This is a genomic window from Paraburkholderia haematera (assembly GCF_905220975.1).
Taxonomy (GTDB): domain Bacteria; phylum Pseudomonadota; class Gammaproteobacteria; order Burkholderiales; family Burkholderiaceae; genus Paraburkholderia; species Paraburkholderia haematera.
In genome coordinates, this window is the sequence record NZ_CAJNBK010000037.1 from 1 (window position 1) to 15,988 (window position 15,988).

General features: G+C 63.1%; 15 protein-coding genes. 6 read left to right on the top strand and 9 right to left on the bottom strand.

What is annotated here, in order from left to right; translation table 11 throughout:
• Positions 1-213 precede the first annotated feature (213 nt).
• The 3 genes from hpnK to KHO23_RS32420 are packed head-to-tail and all read right to left on the bottom strand — an operon-like array spanning position 214 to position 2,635.
• Entirely contained in the window at positions 214-1,038 is an 825-nt protein-coding gene (hpnK, locus tag KHO23_RS32410; RefSeq protein WP_211616826.1) for a hopanoid biosynthesis-associated protein HpnK, read from the bottom strand.
• Positions 1,028-2,281: a bacteriohopanetetrol glucosamine biosynthesis glycosyltransferase HpnI gene (gene hpnI / locus KHO23_RS32415; RefSeq protein WP_211616828.1), complete on the bottom strand. Its 1,254-nt coding sequence runs from the start codon at positions 2,279-2,281 to the stop codon at positions 1,028-1,030. The genes hpnK and hpnI (KHO23_RS32415) overlap by 11 nt, the downstream gene beginning before the upstream one ends.
• A gap of 12 nt (positions 2,282-2,293) precedes the next feature.
• Positions 2,294-2,635, bottom strand: coding sequence for a hypothetical protein (locus KHO23_RS32420; RefSeq protein ID WP_211616830.1), 342 nt, complete (start codon positions 2,633-2,635; stop codon positions 2,294-2,296).
• A 352-nt stretch (positions 2,636-2,987) separates the two neighbouring features.
• On the opposite strand from KHO23_RS32420, the gene KHO23_RS32425 reads away from it, so the two are divergent.
• Both KHO23_RS32425 and KHO23_RS32430 read left to right on the top strand, forming a co-directional pair.
• Complete coding sequence (locus KHO23_RS32425; RefSeq protein ID WP_211616832.1) at positions 2,988-3,647, top strand: response regulator; 660 nt, start codon at positions 2,988-2,990, stop codon at positions 3,645-3,647.
• Positions 3,648-3,658: 11 nt separating this feature from the next.
• A complete protein-coding gene (locus tag KHO23_RS32430) occupies positions 3,659-5,062 on the top strand; it encodes an ATP-binding protein (protein WP_211616901.1) in 1,404 nt (467 codons plus the stop codon).
• Between the two features lie 106 nt (positions 5,063-5,168).
• On the opposite strand, the gene KHO23_RS32435 is transcribed toward KHO23_RS32430, so the two are convergent.
• From KHO23_RS32435 to KHO23_RS32450, 4 genes are all read right to left on the bottom strand, one after another.
• Positions 5,169-6,203, bottom strand: a complete 1,035-nt coding sequence (locus KHO23_RS32435) for a flippase-like domain-containing protein (protein ID WP_211616834.1) — start codon at positions 6,201-6,203, stop codon at positions 5,169-5,171.
• 125 nt (positions 6,204-6,328) lie between these two features.
• Positions 6,329-7,513 carry a bacteriohopanetetrol glucosamine biosynthesis glycosyltransferase HpnI gene (hpnI, locus tag KHO23_RS32440; RefSeq protein WP_211616836.1) on the bottom strand — a complete coding sequence of 395 codons (1,185 nt, stop codon included), beginning with the start codon at positions 7,511-7,513 and terminating at the stop codon, positions 6,329-6,331.
• The gene (gene hpnJ, locus KHO23_RS32445; protein ID WP_211616838.1) at positions 7,510-8,931 is read right to left on the bottom strand and encodes a hopanoid biosynthesis associated radical SAM protein HpnJ; all 1,422 of its coding nucleotides are present in this window, start codon (positions 8,929-8,931) and stop codon (positions 7,510-7,512) included. The genes hpnI (KHO23_RS32440) and hpnJ overlap by 4 nt, the downstream gene beginning before the upstream one ends.
• A gap of 375 nt (positions 8,932-9,306) precedes the next feature.
• Positions 9,307-9,510, bottom strand: coding sequence for a cold-shock protein (locus tag KHO23_RS32450; protein WP_007181784.1), 204 nt, complete (start codon positions 9,508-9,510; stop codon positions 9,307-9,309).
• 333 nt (positions 9,511-9,843) lie between these two features.
• On the opposite strand from KHO23_RS32450, the gene KHO23_RS32455 reads away from it, so the two are divergent.
• The gene (locus tag KHO23_RS32455; protein ID WP_211616840.1) at positions 9,844-11,289 is read left to right on the top strand and encodes an NAD-dependent succinate-semialdehyde dehydrogenase; all 1,446 of its coding nucleotides are present in this window, start codon (positions 9,844-9,846) and stop codon (positions 11,287-11,289) included.
• A gap of 90 nt (positions 11,290-11,379) precedes the next feature.
• A complete protein-coding gene (locus tag KHO23_RS32460; RefSeq protein WP_211616842.1) occupies positions 11,380-11,979 on the top strand; it encodes a GNAT family N-acetyltransferase in 600 nt (199 codons plus the stop codon).
• Between the two features lie 64 nt (positions 11,980-12,043).
• Here KHO23_RS32460 and kdgT read toward each other — a convergent pair whose 3' ends face one another.
• Positions 12,044-13,063: a 2-keto-3-deoxygluconate transporter gene (kdgT, locus tag KHO23_RS32465; RefSeq protein ID WP_211616844.1), complete on the bottom strand. Its 1,020-nt coding sequence runs from the start codon at positions 13,061-13,063 to the stop codon at positions 12,044-12,046.
• Positions 13,064-13,346: 283 nt separating this feature from the next.
• Here kdgT and kduD point away from each other — a divergent pair, with 283 nt between their 5' ends.
• Both kduD and kdgR read left to right on the top strand, forming a co-directional pair.
• On the top strand, positions 13,347-14,102 hold the full coding sequence (kduD, locus tag KHO23_RS32470) for a 2-dehydro-3-deoxy-D-gluconate 5-dehydrogenase KduD (protein WP_211616846.1): 756 nt from the start codon (positions 13,347-13,349) through the stop codon (positions 14,100-14,102).
• A 174-nt stretch (positions 14,103-14,276) separates the two neighbouring features.
• Positions 14,277-15,155: a DNA-binding transcriptional regulator KdgR gene (kdgR, locus tag KHO23_RS32475; protein WP_211616848.1), complete on the top strand. Its 879-nt coding sequence runs from the start codon at positions 14,277-14,279 to the stop codon at positions 15,153-15,155.
• 6 nt (positions 15,156-15,161) lie between these two features.
• On the opposite strand, the gene KHO23_RS32480 is transcribed toward kdgR, so the two are convergent.
• Entirely contained in the window at positions 15,162-15,983 is an 822-nt protein-coding gene (locus KHO23_RS32480; protein WP_211616850.1) for an ABC transporter ATP-binding protein, read from the bottom strand.
• Between the last annotated feature and the right edge of the window lie 5 nt (positions 15,984-15,988).

Genomic DNA, 15,988 nt, shown 5'->3' on the forward strand with positions numbered 1-15,988 from the left:
AGCTCAGGATCGGGTTTCACTCGTTTGTTGCGTTTCGCTACGGTCATCGTCGCTCCTGTTACTGACAGTCTCCTGCCAAATGACCGTTTACACAAAACTAATTACACCCTCTGCCGCCCCGCACAGGGGCAACGCTAATAGACCACTAACAAAACAAGGAAAGGCCAAAACCATAAAAACACAGCCAAACCGCCGCACAGGCAAAAAAAACCGTCAACTCTTCAACACATCCCCAAACCCCCCAACCCTGGCCCCCAACCCCCGAATCGCATCAGCGACCCTCGGCGACAAGAGCGCCTGCAACTCCTCAACATGCCGATAATCCCGCATCCCATCACTCAAAACCCGATCGCCGGCAAAAGCAGGATGACAATAAATCTCCCCCACCCCGTGAGGCAAATCAGCAAGCGCGGCAAGCCACGCCGCCTCGTCCATCCGCCCACTATTAGCAATCCCAACAACATAATCGTTGTGCGCGATCCCAGCCCGGTCCAACCTCGCCCGCACCCGTGAAATCCAAGGCCGCAACCACACCGGCGCGCTAACCTCGAACGGCAACCGCATCGCCCGCATCCCGTACTCGCGGCCGATCTCGAGAATCAATCCCAGCACCGTCGGATGCAGATGGAAATGCTTGTGCGTATTGACGTGATCAAGCGTCAAACCGGTCCTCGCAAAAGCCTCGAACTGTGCGCGAATCTCCCGCGCCAGCTGTTTGCGAACATGCGGCAAAAAGAAAAACCGTACGCCGTCGCGCACCATGTTGTCGCCGAAGCGCCCATGCTCGTTGAGCAATGCGGCAATTCCCGCGCGCGGCGTGACCGCGTCGCCATCGGCCAGCACCAGATGCAGGCCAACCCTCAACGCGGGAAGCGCGCGGGCACGCGCCACCGCATCGTCCGCGGCAGGTGCGCCGATCATCAGGCTCGCGGCCGTCAATACGCCATGCCGGTGAGCCTGCTCGACCGCCAGATTCACCCGTGGATGCAGACCGAAGTCGTCAGCCGTGACGATCAGCCCGCGTGGCTTAGCCGCCATCCGAAGTCTCCATCACACGCAACGACGCACCCTGCGTGCTCGACGCCGAGGCCTCGACCGGCACGCGGGCGCCGCGCCACACCACGTGCGAGCCGAACGCGCCCGTGAGCCATTGGATAGCCAGCAAGATGTCGCGCAACGGCACGAGCGGCAAGTCGCGCCAGAAAGTGCGTTCATGACGCGCGGAACGCAAATGCAGCAGCATGCGCGCGGCAAAGCCGGCCGCCGTGCTGACGCCGCTCGCCGCCGCCGCCCACAGGTGCAGGCCGTCGAACGTGCCGCTCGCGAGGCGCGCGGTGAGCCATGCGCCGGCAAGGAGCCACGGCGTCGGAAAGGTAATGAACAGAAACGCAAAGCCAAGCGGGTTCACCGAGCGGATCGTGCGCAGCCAGCGCGTCTCACGCTGCCACAAGGCGGTAAAGGTCGGCTCGATCACATCGGTCGCCACCATCACGCGTGAAAGCACCGTGCGAAGCCCAAGCGCGCGCACGTGTTCGGCGAGCCAGTAATCATCCGCGAGACAGTTTTTTAGCGCCTCGAAACCACCGATGCGCTCGAGCGTCGCGCGGCGTAAAGCGAGCGTCGCGCCGAAACCGAAGCGGCGCGACCCGGCCGCATGCGCGACACGCACTGAAGGCGCGAACCACTCGTTGATAAACAGCGCACCGAACCGCGGCCAGAAACCGCCGACGCCTTGCGCCACATAGAGACAGGTCACCACCCCCACACGCGGATCGGCGAGCGGCGCCGCCACGGTGTCGAGATAGTCGGCTTCGACCGCGATATCGCTATCCGCAATCACGATCACATCATGGCGCGCCCGCTCCGCCATGTTGATCAGATTGCTGACCTTGAGATTGCTGCCATGCACGCGGGTGTCGATCGCGAGCTCGATGTCGTGCAGCGGATAGGCGGCCTGCAGACGGCGCACCACGGCAATGGCGGGATCGTCCGGTGACGATACCCCGAGCACCAGCTGGAAATGCTCGTGGCGCTGATCGCAGAAGGTTCTCAGGTTCTCGTAGAGTCGCGGCTCGGCGCCGCACAGCGGCTTGAGCACGCTGACGCCGACTTTCGCAAAAGGCGGCAGAAGTTGGGATGCCTTCGCCGCAACACTCGCGCGCCCCCCGCGGCGCGCCGCGAAGAACGGCATCGCCACCGCCGCCACCATCGCATAGAGCGACGCCGACATGCAGCCGGCTAACAGGACCCATTGGTATGCTGTCAATACGTGCGCTGTCATCGCCTGCGTCCGTCAATGCCCGACCAGCACGAACGGTCTGCCCGTAAAGCGCAGATGAAGAACGACGAACCAGCGCCGCGGACAATCCGCTTCGATCAACACCGGCCGCCCAGCCGCCGTTGCGTGGCGGCCCTGAATGGCGAGGTCGAAAGCGGTGTGGGCGAACTGGCGCATCACGACGACGCCGCTCGCGATTAGCGCGAGCGCAAGGAGCTGAAATCTTGTGGAGCTGAAGACCTGCTGGGAAGCCGGCATGAACAGCAGTGCCAGCAACGCGAGCACTTCGGCACCCATGGCAGTGAGCGAAGCCGCCATGAGATGGGCTCGCAGCATGTCGATGGTGACTGGCTTCATGGCGTGATCTCGTGGCCTGAAGAAACGCACGCCGGCAAAAGCGCCGGTGAAGACGCCAGCAAAAGCGCTGGCGAAAGCGCCGACAGAAGCGCCGGCCGTACATTCGATCGATGTGCTTACGATTAAGTTGCGATTGTCTGACAACTCGACGTAGGGTCGCGTGCTCATGTCGGGCCACGCGACCGTAACCAATTCACGGGCGATAGTAGCGATTCTAACTGAAGGAAACCTTAAGGAAGAAAGAGGTATAAAGCGTGTCATGAGCATGATCGTTACACTTCGGATATGCGGTTCGGCGCTTACTTAAAAACCGTCGCCGCTATGCAAAAAACATCGAACGGAATCTCTTGTCATGCGCGTACTCCTCGTAGAAGACGACGACCTGATCGGCTGCGGCATCGAAGCGGGACTGCGTCAAGCCGGTTTCACGGTCGATTGGGCACGCGACGGCCATAAGGCCAGTCTTGCCCTCGATACTACCGCCTATGCGCTAGTGCTGCTTGATCTCGGCCTACCCAGGGTATCGGGTATGGAACTGCTGAAGCGGCTGCGCGACGCCGGCAAAGACGTGCCCGTGCTGGTGCTGACCGCGAGAGGCACGGTGGTGGACCGCGTCGACGGCCTCGAAGCCGGCGCCGACGACTACCTCGGCAAGCCCTTCGACCTGACCGAGCTGGTTGCCCGTTGCCGGGCCCTGCTGCGCCGCGCCCAGGGGCGCAGCGTTGAGGTGATCCGCTATCTGGATCTGACGGTCAATCCCGCGGCGCAAACCGTCGAAGTCGGCAAGACGCGCGTGCCGCTCACCTCGCGTGAATGGGCGATCCTGATGCAGTTGCTGACCAATCAGGGCATCCCCCAGTCGCGCTCGCGCCTGGAAGAAAGTTTGTATGGTTGGCAGGAAGAGATCGAAAGCAATGCGATCGAGGTCCATGTGTCCAACCTGCGCAAGAAACTCGGCGCCAAGCTGATCAGAACCGTGCGCAATATCGGCTATGTGATGGAGAAAGCGTAATGCCGGCGTCGATACACGGGGCGTCGATACGCCACCGCCTGATGCTGCTGGTCCTGACCAGCATCGCGCTGATCTGGGGCATCGCGCTCTTCTCGAGTTACCGTCAGGCCACGCGCGAAGTCAGTGAATGGGAAGAGGCACGCCTCGCGGAGCTCGCGCAAATCCTCGCGCTGCTTGACGAGCGGAATCTGACCACGCTGGCCAATGCGCGCATCGACGTGCGCGAAGAAGAAAAAGGCGGCGAACCGGGCGCCAACAACAGCGACGACGACGATTCCTTGCCGCGCGACGCGCTATTCCAGGTGCGCAGCGCGAACGGCGACGTGCTGGCGGGCAGTCCGCAACTGCGCGCGCTGCAAGCGTGGGACCTGCCCGTGCCGCCCGCCAGCGGCGCGCAAAGCATGACGCTGGGCGGTCAGGCATGGCACACGTTCACCTTGCGCGACACCGCGCTCGGCCACGTCGTGCGTGTGTTCGAACCGGCCAACACGCGCAGCGACCTGGTGAGCGGCGTCGCGAGCCGGATCGCCCGCCCCACGCTCCTCGCGTTGCCGGTGCTGGCGCTGCTGGTGTGGTTCAGCATCGGCTGGAGCCTCGTGCCGCTCAAGGTACTCTCGGGCGCTATTCGCGCACGCGACATCAACCGGCTGGAACCCGTCGACATCGGCCGGGCCCCGACCGAGGTGCGGCCGCTCGTCGACGCGATCAATCTGGTGCTGTCGCGCTTGCGGAACTCCATTGAGCGAGAACGCGCGTTCACCGCCGACGCCGCCCATGAACTGAAGACGCCGCTTGCCGCCATCAAGGTACAGGCGCAAGTCGCACTGGCCGAACCGAACACGGCGTTACAGCGTGTGGCAATGGAGCGCGTGGTGCAAGGCGTCGATCGCAGCGCGCGGCTCGCGGAGCAGTTGCTGCTGCTCGCGCGTCTGGATGTGCATGAGAAACTTTCCACCGTGCCGCTCAGACCCTCGGCGGTCGCGAAAGACGCGCTGCTCGCCAACGAACGCAACGCGCGGCAGAAGAATATCCACGTCACGCTCACCGGCGACATGCGCGCCGAGATCAACGCGGAGCCAGTCCTGATCGGCATCCTGCTCGACAATCTGCTCGATAACGCAATCAAGTATGGGCACACCGGCGGCAACGTCGAAGTGGCTGTGCAGCATGAGGACGGGCAGGTGCAGCTCACCGTGCGCGACGACGGCCCCGGCGTCGCACCTGGCGATCTCACGCGCCTCACCCACCGGTTTTTCCGCGCGACCGGCAATCAGGCGACCGGCAGCGGACTGGGTCTCTCGATCGTCGCGCGAATCGCCGAGCATTTTGGGGCGAGCCTGCATCTGGGCGCGGGTATCGGCGAGCGCGGCCTGGCGGTCAAAGTGTCGTTTCCCGCTTATGCGGGCACGGACTGAGGGTGGCGATGCCGAGGGTGTGTTGCTGATGGATAGTATCGGCGAAGCTGCCGCAGAGGCCGTCACCGGGTCCGGTAGCTAAGGGACCGTATGTCGTCCCGCCGCACTAGCGCTGGCTGGCTTCGCTCACGGCTGTCCGCCCTGCCCGTTCCGCCATGTTCGCCCGCTGCGGCTCGCGATTCGACGACTCGGCAAATTGCCACGCAATAAGTCCGGGCACGAACATCAGCAGATCGCGAATGCGCCGCGCGCCGGCGAGCGCGAGGCAGGTGGAAGGATCGAGGCCCAACGCGCCGCCGATCAGAATGAAACCGCCCTCCTGCACGCCCAGACCGCCCGGCACGAAGAAAGCCGCACTGCTGATCGCCTGGATCAACGATTCGATCACCACCGCCTCGACCAGCGTGACGTGCACGCCGAGAAAGTACAGCGCGAGCCAGATTTCGAGCGACGTCAGGAAACACTGCAGCGGTTGCCAGAAGAACAGATAGCGCAGCACCGGGCCGCGGCGGCGCCAGATCAGCTTGATGGCCTGGTCGATCTGCGCCGATTGCCCGACGAGCGTCGCGAGCTTGCCGCTCGTCATGCGATTGAGCGCACGGGTGATGCGCTCGAACGGGCTCGCATGCTGCACGAGTGCGAACAGCACCAGCAGCGGCGTCAGCACCACTACGCCCCACGCCAGTTGTCCGGCGAGCCGCAGCGTGTCGGAATGCGCATGTGCGAACAGAAAGCCGATGCCGACCATCGTGAACAGCAACTGGCTGATCACCGTGAGCTGCATATCGACAATGATGCTGCCGACCGCCGTAGACGGCCGCACGCCCCAGCGCTTGAGCATGCGAAACGACACCACCTCGCCGCCGATACGCGCCACCGGCAACATGCTATTGACGGATTCGCGCACCCAGACCAGATGCAGCATATTGGCAATGCTGGGCCGGTTCGCGCCGCGAATCAGCGAGCGCCAGTCGCAGGCATTGGCGATCATGGGCAACACGTGCGCGAGCGCCGCCAGAATGAGGCCGGCGCCTGCCGCGCGCAGTGCGCCGAGCACGGCGCCGGGATTGTCCTGCCAGACGAGCCATAGTGATACCAGCAAGCCGACAAGCGCGGCGATGCGGCCGAGATGCTTCATCATCCGGCCACCTTTGGCGCGCGCCTCAGTGCATGCTTCAGTGCATGCTTCAGTGCATGCTTCAGTGCATCCTTCAGGCACACAGCATTGTCCTCGCCATCCTCTTCCAGATACCCACGCGTCATTGCTTACCCAACCTGCTGTTCATCCGTCATTCCGTCCTGCACGGCCGACAACAGGCCGTCGCCATCCACCTTGAAACTGAAACCGCGCCAGATCACGCGCGAGGACCGGAAGCTCGCCACAAAAATCGCAAACGATACGATATCCCATAACGGCAATAGCCACAGGTCGCGATGCGCCTGCCGCAACGCGCGATCGGACAGCACTTTGAGCGCGAGCCGCGCGCATACGGCAACCAGCGCGAGCGGCCACGACCACGGCGCGCCGCCCGAGAAGGCGATGGCGAGCAGTGCGAAAGCGAGCGGATGAATCAGCGCCGAGCCGAGATGGCCCAACGGATCGATGCTGCGAATCGTGCGGCTCCAGCGCAGTTCGTGCGCGATCAGTTGCGTCGCGCTCGATTCCACGCAGGCATGCGAAATCGTGAACGGCGGAATCACCACCTTCTCGCCGATCATGCGCACGGCTTCGCCGATGGCATGGTCCTCGGCCAGATGCTTGACGAACGGTGTGAACCCGCCGATTTTTTCGAGGGTGTCGCGTCGCATCGCAATCGACTGTCCAAAGCATGGGCGCGCGAGACCGAGCGCGAGCCCCGTCACCACGCCAGGCAGGAATTGGTAGTTAGTGGCCTTGGCCGACATGCGCGGCCAGAAACCGGGATCGGGCGTACCGCGATACACGCAGGTCACGAGACCGACACCGGGCTTCTGCAATTCGCCGATCACGTTGCGCAGATAATCCGGCCCGACGCTCACGTCGCTGTCGGCGAACACCAGCACGTCGTGCTGGGCCTGCGGCAGCATATTGAGGATGTTGCTGATCTTGCGGTTTGGACCGTAAAGGCGCGCGTCGGCGACCACGGTGATGTCCGCTTCCGGATGCAGCCGCCGCAGATCTTCGACGGTTTGCAAGGCGGGGTCGGCCGAATCGTGCACGCCGAACAGGAATTGCACGGGGCCCGGATAGTCTTGCTGACAGAAGCTCGACAGATTGGCGAGCAACGCCCACTCGTTGCCGTGCAACGGTTTGACGATCGTGACCGGCGGAAAACTGGTCGGCTCGGACACCGCTCTCGCGAAGAACCGGCCGATCAGCGCACTCGCCAGCACCGTGTAGGCGATGCCGAAAATCGCACCCGCCGCACACGCATAGGCAAGCGTGACGGCGAGCAGATGCATGGCGCTCACGCTTGGTGGGCGCGCAGGAAGCGGAAGAATTCGACGCCTTCACGCAGGCGCCGTTTCATCATGTCCCAGCTCGTGAGCATCTCACGCAAAATTTCCCAGATCTTCGACGGGCGGAAATAGAAGCGCTTATAGAAGTTCTCAAGCTGATGATAGATCTCGTCGCGCGACAGATGCGGATAGCCGATCGCCGCGAGCTGCACCCCTGACTTGCTGACGAGGTTGATGACCTTGTTCTCTTCCAGCCAACCGTTCTCGACCGCCTGGTTGTAGAGCGTCGTGCCGGGATACGGCGCTGCGAGCGACACCTGGATCGTATGCGGATTGATTTCTTTCGCATACTCAATGGTCTTCTGGATCGTGTCCTGCGTCTCGCCGGGCAGCCCAAGAATGAAGGTGCCGTGAATCTTGATACCGAGCTTGCGGCAATCTTCGCTGAAACGGCGCGCGATATCCGTGCGCAGACCCTTCTTGATGTTCAGCAGAATCTGGTCGTCGCCCGACTCGTAGCCCACCAGCAACAGGCGCAGGCCGTTTTCCTTCATGATCTTCAGCGTCGCGTAGGGCACGTTCGCCTTCGCGTTGCACGACCACGTCACACCCAGCTTGCCCAGACCGCGGGCGATTTCCTCGACGCGCGGCTTGAAGTCGGTGAAGGTGTCGTCGTCGAACATGATCTCCTTGACTTCAGGCATGTTGTCGCGAATCCACTTCACTTCTTCGAGCACGTTCTCGGTCGAACGCGTACGGTAGCGATGCCCGCCCACCGTTTGCGGCCACAGGCAGAACGTGCATTTCGAGCGGCAGCCACGGCCCGTGTAGATCGACACGTACGGGTGCTTCAGGTAGCCGATGAAGTAGTTGTCGATCTTCAGATCGCGCTTGTAGACGGGCGCCACGAACGGCAGCTCGTCCATGTTCTCGAGGATCGGGCGCGCTTCGTTATGTTCGATCGAGCCGTCGGCGGCGCGATAGCTCATGCCCTTGATGCCGGTAAACGGCTTGCCTTCGGCGATTTCCTGGCAGGTGAAGTCGAATTCTTCACGGCAAACGAAATCGATCGCCTCGCTCGCGGTCAGCGAATTGTGCGGATCGACCGCGACCTTCGCGCCGACCATGCCGATCAGCACTGAAGGCTTGCGCTTCTTCAGGTCTTCGGCGAACAGAGCGTCGGTGGGGAAGGACGGCGTGCTGGTGTGGATAACCACCAGGTCGTATTGCTGCGCTATATCAAGCGATTCTTCGACGGACAGGCCGTCGGCGGGGGCGTCGAGTACACGGCTATCGGGGACGAGTGCGGCGGGCTGCGCGAGCCACGTCGGATACCAGAACGAGCGCACTTCGCGCTTGGCCTGGTAGCGCGAACCCGCGCCACCGTCGAAGCCGTCGTACGACGGCGCCTGCAAGAACAGGGTTTTCATGAATGCTCCAGCAAGCCTTTGATCGGCGCTTTCAGTTTTCTGTCGGAAAACTATTGGAACTATTGCCCGCACGGAATGCACGCGGGCACAGGGAATCGCGCAAATACTACGGAGCAAAGCTGAAGGAAACCTTAAGAAAAATACGCTGGTCTGCGCTGTTCTAAATGGTTAATACCGGGATTCACCCCGCTTGCGCTTCCGTAGTTTATACACGAAAAACATGACGATTGCCGCGCCGCTCAACATCGGCGTGCAATCCGTGCTGCCCGGCCGGGTCAGACTCCCGCTTCGCCTACAGAAACTGGAGGGATCGCCGGTGCCGCACGATAGATTCCGCCGGTCCGCACACCTGCGCATGCGGACCGGCCACTGCTGTCACACTGGCTTGATATCCGCGGCCTGCTTGCCCTTCGGTCCCTGCTTGATTTCGAAGCTGACCTTCTGGTTTTCCTGCAGCGATTTGAAACCTTCGCTGCGAATTTCCGAGAAATGGGCAAACAGATCCTCGCCACCGTCGTCCGGTGTGATAAAGCCAAAGCCCTTTGCATCATTGAACCACTTCACTGTACCGGTTGGCATGTCGATTCCTCGCTTGCACCTTGGTTGATTGGGTTGCATTCGCCGTCTTTCGCCGGTTTCTGCGACTGCTGCTTGACTTTACGCCTGTTTGCGCGGCGCCGCTCAGGTGGGCAATCGGGCAGGCAATCAGGCAGGCAATCGGGTAAGCGTGAGTCCGCGCGGCAGCCCAGGCAGCAAGGTTCGTGCCGCGCACCACCCGTGGGCACGCCGCCCATGCGATCGCGCGCAATCGGATAAGATAAACGCTATCGGCAGTCCATCCTTGGCCGCGCAGGTTCAGCCCAGCATTTCCCGCCGCGCGACCTATCGTTTTCCCACTTACAGGAACCCAGCATGGCCACCTCGAGCTATACCGATACCCGACTTCTGATTAACGGCGAGTGGTGCGACGCCGCCAGCGGCAAAACCCTCGACGTCATCAATCCCGCCACCGGCCAGGCGATCGGCAAGGTGGCCCATGCCGGCATCCCGGATCTGGACCGGGCGCTGGCCGCCGCACAGCGCGGCTTCGAAGCCTGGCGCAAGGTTCCGGCCAACGAACGCGCCACCACTATGCGCAAGGCCGCGGCGCTGGTGCGCGAGCGTGCGTCCGACATCGCCCGCCTGATGACGCTGGAACAGGGCAAGCCGTTTGCAGAGGCGCGCGTCGAAGTGCTGTCCGCGGCGGACATCATCGAATGGTTCGCCGACGAAGGCCGCCGCGTCTACGGCCGGATCGTGCCGTCGCGCAACCTCGCCGCGCAGCAAACCGTGCTCAAGGAGCCGATCGGCCCGGTGGCCGCGTTCACGCCGTGGAATTTCCCGGTCAACCAGGTCGTGCGCAAGCTGAGCGCCGCGCTCGCCTGCGGCTGCTCGTTCCTCGTGAAGGCGCCGGAAGAAACCCCGGCGTCGCCGGCTGCGCTGCTGCAGGCGTTCGTTGAAGCCGGCGTGCCGGCCGGTACGGTCGGCCTCGTGTTCGGCGACCCGGCGGAGATTTCCAGCTACCTGATTCCGCATCCGGTGATCCGCAAGGTCACCTTCACCGGCTCGACGCCGGTCGGCAAGCAACTCGCGGCACTCGCCGGCGCCCATATGAAGCGCGCGACGATGGAGCTGGGCGGCCATGCGCCGGTCATCGTGGCCGAAGACGCCGACGTGGCGCTGGCCGTGAAAGCGGCAGGCGGCGCGAAGTTCCGCAATGCCGGCCAGGTCTGCATTTCGCCGACACGCTTTCTGGTACATAACAGCATTCGCGAGGAATTCGCGGCGGCGCTCGTCAAGCACGCTGAAGGCCTCAAGCTCGGCGACGGCCTGGCTGAAGGCACGACGCTGGGGCCGCTCGCCAACGCGCGCCGTCTCACCGCAATGAGCAAGGTGCTCGACGACGCACGCAAGACCGGCGCCAAGGTCGAGACGGGCGGCGAGCGCGTGGGCTCGGAAGGCAACTTCTTCGCGCCGACCGTGCTGACCAACGTGTCGCTCGAAGCGGACGTGTTCAACAACGAGCCGTTCGGCCCGATCGCCGCGATCCGCGGTTTCGACACGCTCGAAGAAGCGATCGCCGAGGCGAATCGCCTGCCGTTTGGTCTCGCCGGTTATGCGTTCACGAAATCGTTCCGCAACGTGCATCTGCTGTCGCAACAGATGGAAGTCGGCATGCTGTGGATCAACCAGCCTGCCACGCCTTCGCCGGAAATGCCGTTTGGCGGCGTGAAGGATTCGGGCTATGGGTCGGAAGGCGGTCCGGAAGCCATGGAAGGCTATCTGGTCACCAAGGCGGTGTCGGTGATGGCGGTTTAAGGTCTTTTTAGACGCTGTCTGCGATGTCGTAGCGGGTCCGCGAACCAAGGTTCGCGGACCTTTTTTCTTGCATCGAAAATCTGCTTCATCATGAACGACCCCTCCTCCAGCCTCCTGCAACCCACCCTGACCGGACAGACCGTTGAACTCCGGCCGCTTCAGCAGGAACACGCGCAGGGTCTGCTCGACGCCGCTGCGGACGGTCAGTTGTGGAACATGAAGCTAACGGTAGTGCCGGGGCCGGAAACCATCGGCAGCTATATTGCAACCGCGCTCGACGGACGCGCGGCCGGCACGGTGATGCCTTTTGTGATCGTCAGGCGCGATACCGGGGCGATTGTCGGCAGCACGCGGTTCTGGAAGATCGATCGGGCGAACCGGAAGCTGGAAATTGGGCACACGTGGTTGAGTGAGTCGGCGCAGCGCTCGGCAGTGAATACCGAGGCGAAATACCTGCTGCTGAGTCACGCGTTCGAAGCGATGCAGTGCGTGCGCGTACAGTTCACCACGGACGAACTCAACGAGAAATCAAGGGCGGCGATTCTACGGATCGGCGCGAAACAGGAAGGGATTGTCCGGCACGAGCGGATCATGCCGGACGGGCGTAAGCGCAATTCGGTGCGCTTTAGCATCATCGATGAGGAATGGGCTGAGGTGAAGGCGATGCTGGAGGGGAAGCTGGGGCGGTAAAACCTGCCCCAAGCTAATCGCGTCACTCCGCGTTCAGGCGGAAACCAGCCGCCCCATTACCCCATCAAACATGCACGTCCCGCTCACCCAGCGGCGGTGGCGTCGTCGCCGCCTCAAACTCTTCAAGCAACGCATCCCGCGCCTGATGCCGGCGCACCCATAGCGCGGTGAGAATCGGCACAAGAATTGCCGTCACGAGACAGGCCGTCGCGACCATCGCCGTTGCCGCCGGCACCAGCGGCTTGAAGCGCGGAATCATCTCGCCGATGATCGCGGGGTTCGCCACGGCGGCCCCCGCCGTCGACGAAGCCGCCAACCCCGCGGCCCCATTGCCGCCCGCGATCCAGCGGTCCGCGAGAATCAGCGGAATACCCGTCACGACGATCACCCCGAGGCCCAGCACGACGCCCGGCAAGCCGCTCGTGACGATCACGTTCAGGTCGATACCGTTGCCGAGCGCGAAGCCGAAGAACGGAATCAGAGGATGCACGCAGCGGCCAAAGAACTCGCGCAGCTCGCTATCCAGGTTGCCCAGCGCAAAGCCGATCAGGAACGGCAGCACCGCGCCGACGAAAAGCCGCGGCTCAAAGAACGCCACGCCGGTCGCGCCGAGAATGATCATGCTGACGAGCGGCCCCGATTCGATCGACATCAGGACGAACGCGCCCGCCTCCTCCTTGCTGCCATATTGCTGCATCACCGCCGCATAGAGACCGCCGTTGGTCATGTCCATCGACGTTGTGATCGCGAGCACGGAAAGGCCGGCAAACAGGCCCGCCTTGACGCCGTCAACCGGAATGAAGTGCGAAGCGACGATTGTCGCGACCCATGCCACCAGCATTTTGGTCACGAGCAACGTGCCCGACTTGCGCAACACGGTGCCGGTCGCCCGCAGGTCGATCGTCGCGCCCATGCAGAAGAACCACACCGCGAGAATCGGCACGGTGCCGGTGATCAATCCATTGGTAAAAGAGCCGAGGTATTTCCCCCCGCCCGGCGCAAACGTGTGAACGCAGGCGCCGATCAGCAACGGCACCAGCATCAGGCCGCCTGGAATGCGGTCGATGGCCTTCTTGAGCTTCATGCCTCCTCCGTGGACTTTACGTCCGGTTGCCGGGCGAATCACCCGGGGTGATGTCCCGTTCTTGCGCTGGGCAGCTCCCTTTCGGCGCAATATAGCATCGTGATAGGAACAACGTTCCGATTTCGATAGCATTCCGGATCATCGTTTACCCGAGACAAACTAGCAAACCTTGCTACACCTGATGCGGCATTGCAATATTTTCGGACCGACGTTCCAAATTGAAAATTCTGCGCTACAGTCCGGAACAGACCGGCACTAAAGGCACCATAGGGACCTGCGCACAGTGAACACCTTCGATCTGACCGGCAAGGTCGCCATCGTCACCGGCAGCAACACGGGTCTCGGCGCCGGCATGGCTAGCGCGCTCGCCACGGCGGGCTGCGATATCGTCGGCGTGAGCCGCGCTGACGCCGGCGCGACGCCCATGTACGTCAAAGCGGCTGGCCGGCGCTTCGCGGATGTGCGCGCCGACCTCGCCTCGATCGCCCCAGTCGACGACATCGTGCGCGCCGCAGTCGAAGCATTCGGCCGCGTCGACGTGCTCGTGAACAACGCGGGGATCATCCGCCGCGAAGACGCATTCGACTTCAGCGAAGACGATTGGGACGCCGTCATGGACGTCAACCTGAAGAGCCTTTTCTTTCTTTCGCAAGCCGTAGCGCGGCAGTTCGTGAAGCAGCAAAGCGGCGGCAAGATCATCAACGTCGCGTCGATGCTGTCGTTCCAGGGCGGCCTACGCGTGGCGTCTTATACGGCGTCGAAAAGCGGCGTGCTCGGTCTCACGCGGCTGCTCGCGAACGAGTGGGCCGGGCACGGCATCAACGTGAACGCGATCGCGCCCGGCTACATGGCGACCGCGAACACGGCAGCGCTGCGCGGCGACACGCAGCGCAACGAAGAAATTCTCAGCCGCATTCCGGCAGGCCGCTGGGGCACGCCGGAGGACCTCGCGGGACCGGTCGTATTCCTCGCCTCTTCCGCGTCGGACTACGTGCATGGCCATACGCTTGCAGTAGACGGCGGCTGGCTCGCGCGCTAGCGTGACAGCAGCAAAGTCACGCGACTCGCCGAGCGCGGTATGCTCTCGGCGCCGGGAGGCGGCTGGCATCGGCTGAGTTCGGGCCGAGTGCGCGTTGTGATCGCGTTGTGATCGCGTTTTGATCGCGTTTTGATCGCGTTTTGATCGGTTCGGCATCAACAGGGAATGACGGAAATGGCAGCAATGGGCAAGCAGCGCAGGGACGACGACGCGCACGGGCAAGAAGCGGACAGCACGGGCGGCACGGCCAATGAGAAAGGCGAATCGGTCTCCTCGATCGGCAGGGTCTTCGCGATTCTCGGCGCGATCGGCGACAGCGGCGAGATCGGCATCAGCGAACTGTCGCAGCGGCTCGGTCTGTCGAAGACCACCGTGCACCGCGTGATCCAGACGCTGAAAGCGCTCGGCTACGTCACGCAGGAAATCGAAACCGAGCGCTACCGGTTGACCATCCGCCTGTTCGAACTCGGTGCGAAAGCACTGGAAAGCGTCGACCTGGTGCGCGAAGCCGACGTCGAGATGCGCCGCATCGGCCAGGCCACGCGCGAGGCGGTCCACCTCGGCGCGTTCGACGAAGACGCCATCATCTACATCCACAAGATCGACGCCGACTACGGGCTGCGCATGCAATCGCGAATCGGCCGCCGCAATCCACTGCACAGCACGGCAATCGGCAAGGTGCTGCTCGCGTGGATGGCGCCGGCCGAGGCGCGCAAAGTCCTCTCGCACGTGGAATTTCGCAAGTCGACGCAAAAGACGCTCGCCTCCGCCGACGCCGTGCTCAGCATCCTGCCGCGCGTGCGCGAACAAGGCTACGGCGAGGACAACGAGGAACAGGAAGACGGCCTGCGGTGTCTCGCGGTGCCGGTGTTCGACCGCTTCGGCCGCGTGATCGCCGGCCTGTCGATTTCGTTTCCGACGATGCGCTGTGGCGCCGACACGAAATCGCACTACATTGCGCTACTCAAGCAGTCGGGGCTCGCGATCTCGACGCGGCTCGGCTACCGTGAAGCGACGGCGCCGGAGCAGACAGCGATCGAAGGGTTGAGCTAAACATACTCACCACGCAAAACTCCCCAACTCGATCTCCCGAACCGGCGCGTGCAACCTGGCGTGCCCCGCCTCTTCGCCGAGTAGCGCCTCGGTGATCGTCTCGCGATACACATGAAAATCGTAGCTCGCACGGCTGCGCGGACGCGGCAGTGCGATCTCCACGACGCTCGCGATCGTGCCCGGCCGGGCTTTCATCACCACCACCCGATCGGCGAGAAACACCGCCTCGTCGACGTCATGCGTCACCAGCACCGTCGTGATGCGCTCGCGTTCGCGAATCCGCAAGAGTTCGTCCTGCATCTGGTGACGCGTCAGCGCGTCGAGCGCGCCGAACGGTTCGTCGAGTGTGAGGATGCGGGGACTGGCCACAAGACCGCGCGCAATGGCCACGCGCTGCGCCATGCCGCCCGACAGTTGATGCGGCAGCGCGTCCTCGAAGCCTTGCAGGCCGACCAGCCGGACCGCCTCCGCGACGCGCGATTGTGCCTCCTCCTCGGGCACATGCTGTGCGGCAAGACCGAGCGCGACGTTGCGTGTCACCGAAAGCCAGGGAAAGAGCCGATGCTCCTGAAACACGATCCCGCGTTCCGCGCCGATGCCGCGCACAGGCGCACCGTCGACGAGAATTTCACCGTCGAAACCCGCATCGAGACCCACCAGCAGCCGTAGCAAGGTCGACTTGCCACACCCGCTCGCACCGACGATCGCCACAAATTCGCCCTCGGCGATATCGAGCGAAAAATCGCGAATCGCTTCATAAGCACGGCCATTGACATCGAAAGTCCGGCCGACGCGCCGGAACGAAACAGCCGGTTGCGGATGACTCATCACAG